General features: G+C 69.1%; 3 protein-coding genes. 1 reads left to right on the plus strand and 2 read right to left on the minus strand.

The window, feature by feature from the left end:
• Positions 1–324: 324 nt before the first annotated feature.
• A complete protein-coding gene (locus tag ACZ68L_RS46640; protein ID WP_469590966.1) occupies positions 325–1224 on the minus strand; it encodes an NADP-dependent oxidoreductase in 900 nt (299 codons plus the stop codon).
• A gap of 1263 nt (positions 1225–2487) precedes the next feature.
• Positions 2488–3048: a hypothetical protein gene (locus ACZ68L_RS46645; protein ID WP_469590968.1), complete on the minus strand. Its 561-nt coding sequence runs from the start codon at positions 3046–3048 to the stop codon at positions 2488–2490.
• A gap of 501 nt (positions 3049–3549) precedes the next feature.
• On the opposite strand from ACZ68L_RS46645, the gene ACZ68L_RS46650 reads away from it, so the two are divergent.
• Complete coding sequence (locus tag ACZ68L_RS46650) at positions 3550–3924, plus strand: hypothetical protein (protein ID WP_469590970.1); 375 nt, start codon at positions 3550–3552, stop codon at positions 3922–3924.
• Positions 3925–3928 lie beyond the last annotated feature (4 nt).

Consider the following 3928-nt stretch of genomic DNA (forward strand, 5'->3'; position numbering starts at 1 on the left):
AGTCCTAGTTGAGCCAGAACCCGAGAAGTAGCAGCAGGCAGCGCGCGGTCGGTTGCAGGGCCAGGTCGTCGAGGCGGTCCCCGGTGGAGACCTTGTCGCTATCTTGGTCCCGTGACTGGCTCTGTGCAGCGTAACAGCGGTTCCAGGATGAGCTGCGCCGGCTGAGTGCCGAGGTTGTCACTCATCCGTTCTGGGAGTCGTTGAGCGGCCCCGATCTGGTCGACGCCCGCATGGCGCTCAAGCACGCCCACGAGCAGTCGACTTCTCGATCGCGCCTGGCGGGCACTGTGGCCCAGCATCGGTATCGGGCGGTGCCCGGTCGGGTCATGCTGGGGTGAGCACGATCTTCTTACCGCCGGCCCGTCCGGTGACCACCCGGGCGAACGCAGCCGGTCCCTCGCTCAGCGGCAGGGGTTCCGGTGCGAGTTTCAAGGTTCCCGCGGCGGCCTGCTCCGCCAGCTGGACAAGCTGCGCGGCGTTGGGCTCGACGTAGAGGTCCCAACTCGTGATGCCCCGTTCCTCCGGAGGCGCGTCCGAGGTCAGGGAGCACAGTCGGCCGTCGTCCCGCACCAAAGGCAGGGCGGCGTCCGCCGTGCTGGTGGCGATGATCAGGGCGGCGTCGAACCCGCCGCGTACCTTGGCCGACCAGTTCGGGTCGTGGTAGTCGACGACCTCCATCGCTCCCAGACCGAGCAGGCGCTCTGCGGCGGCAGCAGACGCGGTCGCGGTCACCTCGATGCCCTTGGCCGCGGCGAGCTGGATGGCCAGGGCTCCGGTGGCCCCGCCTCCGTTGGTGATCAGGAGCCGCTGTCCTCGGCTGAGGTCCAGCTTCTCCAGGGCCTGCAACGCGGTGAGTCCGTTGACCGGCAGCGCCGCCGCGTGCACGGCGTCCACCCCGGGTGGGCAGGCTGCCGCGTGATCCGCGTTGATCAGAACGCGTTCGGCCCAGAAGCCGCTTCCCCCGGGCAGCGGGGCCTCGTGTGCGAGCACCCGGTTGCCTACGGCAAACTCGGTGACACCCGCGCCGACGGCCAGCACCTTGCCCGCGCCCTCCACTCCCAGCGCCGCCGGGGGGCGCAGCCCCACGTCCCAGCCAGCGCCGTTCAGCAGTTGGTCCCACGGGCCGACCCCGGCCGCCTCAACCGCCACCAGGATCTGACCGGGCCCGGGAGATGACGGTTCGGGCAACTCCAGCAGGGCGACTTCCTTCTCGGCCCTGGACACTCCGCACGCCTTCACAGCAGATCTTTGTCCTCTCACTCAGCCCGGCCGATCGGGAGGTACGGGCCGGAAACCCAAAGCAGGCAGCAGTGTCGACCTCGGGATCCCCTACAGAGGTCGCTCGTGGTCTCAGCCGCATTGGTGTCGAGCCTATGCAGCTACTGAGTTTGAAAGCGTGATGTCGGTCAGCCCTGCAGGGTGAGGCTGGCACCGGCGAGGCCGCCGTTCGCCCGGCTTGTAGCAGGCCATCCCTGCCATCGAAATCCGTCCGGAGCCGCGGCCGCCCTCCCCGCGCAGGACTCGATGCCCCTCGCAGGGGTGATCATCGGATACTGCTTCTGGCCGATCCCCGGCGCCGGCCGGGCAAGGAAGATCGGCCCATGCGATTCAAGACGCTTCATCCATCCCCGACGGTCGGTGACAGGGCCGGTCCCCAGGTGGGCCATCCGCTCCGCCCAGGTCATACCCCTGGCTGTCCTGCCATCGTGCCTCTGGCGCCTGCCGTTCGCATTCGACTACGAGATGGGCCAGGTCTACGCAGTCCACAAGACGTGGCACTGGTGGGTGATCCTCGGCCAACGGCCGTCCGGCACCCGCTCTCTCCAGGTATTGCCGCGACATGGCCACGCGCGTGGCGGCGTGCGCGAAGATCTCCTCGGGGCCGTCCGCCACATTCTTGTAGAGCTGAGCCAAAGGCAGCGGTGCGCCGGCGACAAACCTGCTCCGCACCCCGGCGTACCGCTCGTTCCACTGTCGCCAACCGGGTGACGTCAGGGGTAGATCATGGAATATGCCCTCCGCCCTCTGGTAGCGCGACATGAGCAGTCCCATGACCACCCCGACTGGTCCGCTGCGCACGTGGGCGCCATGGTTCTCAAAGCCGTCTGCCCTGATCTGAGGAACCGGGTACACGACGACCCGCACTGGACGCACCCGTTCAGGGCCGACGGGCTTCGCAAGTGCCACCTGATCAAGCGCCAGATCGAAGCCGGTCACGACCGGATACCGGCCGGCGCGCTCGGTCGGGGCCGGACGCCGGCCGCCGACCCGGCCGCGCCCTTCCCCCCACTGGAGCCGGGGGAGTGGGATATCCCGCGCGTACCGCTGCACCACGACCGCGCTGCCGTCGTCGCCCGCGTGCTCACCGCCTGCCGTACCGGCCACCCCTGCACGGCACAGCCGTGCACCAGCCGACCCCGAGCAGACCGCGTGCAGGACACCGAAGCACCGAGCAGGCTGAGCGGCTCGGCCTCGCGAGCGGGGCCGCTATCCGGGGAACGGGGCGACAGCCTGCCCGCCGGCCAACGCGTCGAGCCGTCCGGCCGCGTCGTTGTCGAGGAAGAAGAGCGTCATGGCCTGGCCGTTGTGCCGGACATGGAAGCGCCCGTCCCCGCGTTCCAGCTCGTCGATGAGATAGCCGACCACCATCAGGTCGGCCCAGTCGTCCCTGACTTCGATGGGCCAGCTGACTCGTCGGCCGTCGGCCGTGTACTCGATCCACGCCTCCTCCGCGCCGAGGTCGACGTGGTCCCGCAGGCCGGACAGGGCGTCCCGCAGGCCCGCGATCCGGCACAGCTGCCGGGCGATCGCCACATACGAACCCCGGCCACGGACGCACTCGGTGTCGAAGTGCCACGCCCGGTCACAGAACCACCGCTCCCACGGCTCGTCCTCGACCGCGCAGCCCAGCACGAACAGCACCAGGTCGAATGGCTTGCGCTCGTACGCCTCCCGCGGCCACGAGTACAGCAACTCGTCCACTGTTCGGCCGGCCGCGAGCGGCAGCCCCAGTTCCGCCAGCCTGTCCAGCTGATCTTCAAGACGCATGACCCGGATCGTAACCGCCAATTCGGACAACGCCCCCTGACGCTGTGAGGCGGGCTTCGCACCCGGGGTGCCGCAGCATGGTTCCCCGCGCTCATGCCAGTCGGCAGGACGGATGTGCGTGTGGCAGCGACGGCCGGCCAGTGCCACGACGTCACCGGACACGGACTCGACGTCGGCAAGCCCGAGCTATGACAACGCCCTCGCGGAGAGCCTCTGGCAGGGGCTGAAGAGGGAGACGATGAACACGAAGCTGTTTGTCAGACACGTCCTGATGCGTATCGTGCCCCCGGCGGTCTCGGTGCGCTGGGGCATGGGCGGCCACATCGTCATCTGTGCGCGGGCGACGACATGGTAGAGGCCGGCCCGCCATCGCGTTTCGTACGGGCGCTGCGCAGCTCAGCGACCGCCGCGGCGGCCAAGATATCCCACGTGGGTATCCTGCTGCGGGAGTTGCAGGTGACAGGGACGAGCGGACGCAGCTTCAGCCGAGGAGGGGGCAACGTGGTGCGTGTGCTTAAGGCGGTAGTCCCGGTCCTCGCTCTGGTGGCGGTGGCGGCGGGGTGTTCCTCGTCCGAGGGCGAGGACGAGCAGCGGCTGACCGCGCAGCGGGAGAACTACTGCACGCAGCTGGGGGCGTGGCAGAAGGCGCGGAACGAGGCGGGTACGGACACGCTGGAGTCGTCAGGGTACGACGAGGTCGGGGCCGTCGCTCAGGACGCCTTCCTCGCGATGCGACCGCTCCGGGATGAGACCGTCGGCGGAGGCCGTACCTTGGCTGAGGCGACGGTGGCAGCGATGAACAGCAGTGACTCCGAGGCGGAGGGACGCATCGTGCAGTACTGCGGAGATGTCGGCTTCGAGACGCTGACCCGCTAGGACC

Source organism: Streptomyces sp. NPDC104309, assembly GCF_055584025.1.

Coding starts and splice junctions, on each gene's coding strand:
- ACZ68L_RS46645 (WP_469590968.1), bottom strand. CDS start 3,048: ATGCGTCTTGAAGATCAGCTGGACAGGCTGGCGGAACTGGGGCTGCCG.